Source organism: Acidimicrobiia bacterium, from assembly GCA_029210695.1.
In the GTDB taxonomy this organism is placed as follows: domain Bacteria; phylum Actinomycetota; class Acidimicrobiia; order Spongiisociales; family JAHEDJ01; genus JAHEDJ01.
Window position 1 is genome coordinate 1 of the sequence record JARGFH010000155.1, and the last position, 772, is coordinate 772.

Annotated in this window: 1 protein-coding gene; it reads right to left on the bottom strand. The window is 67.7% G+C overall.

Going from position 1 to position 772, the window contains the following annotated elements; all coding sequences use genetic code 11:
- Positions 1-772, bottom strand: a 772-nt coding sequence (locus P1T08_18860; protein ID MDF1598134.1) for an ATP-binding protein, incomplete at both ends; no start/stop codon positions are given.

The window sequence follows — 772 nt, forward strand, 5'->3', positions numbered from 1 at the left end:
AGAACGCGTCGGCGACCGCCGGATCGTCGGGCAAGGCGATCCGGATCAGCCCGAGACGCCCCGAAGGGTCACGCATGAGGCATTCGCCGGTTCCGAGGGTTGTGACTGTCTCGACGTTGTCGTCGCGGTGATCGGAACCGAGGAACCGCAGCGCGTCGACGGCCGTCTGGGTGGACTGGCGGAACACCACCCGATAGCCCAACAGTGCGTCGACGTCGTCTCCTTCGTCGTCTCGTGTGAGATCAGCTGGGAGTTGGGTGAAGGCCCACACCGCGGCGAAGTGCTTGCGGCCGTCCCGGACCAGGTCCATCACCAACCCGTGGCCCTGGGCGCTAGCGGTGAGGGCATGGGCCTCGTCGAGAAGCAGCGCGGCGAACCGATCCGGATGCCGGAACAGGACCTGTCGGGAGAACGCGGCGACGAGATACAGGATCGCCTGACCCAGCAGCTCCTCGGGAAGCTGATCGTCCCGTGCGCTGTGACGCCGCGGGAGGCGGAGGCCGGGGACGTGGAAGCACACGTAGTCGGCTCCCAAGTCAACCGGCGGCCCCGGATCTCCAAACACCAGCCGGCCGTACGAGATCTGTGACAAGGCCCGCAGCTTGTCGGCCACGTCCCCACCGGGCCCACCCGAAGTTTCGAGGTCGTCGATCACATCACGGAGACGAGCCGGCGAGCCGGACTGTGCAGCCCGTTCGAGGGTGCGCTGGGCGGCCCGGTAACAGTGGGTTCCGGCAGTCGAGCCGGGTGAGGTGGCGGTGAGCAGGGTGAC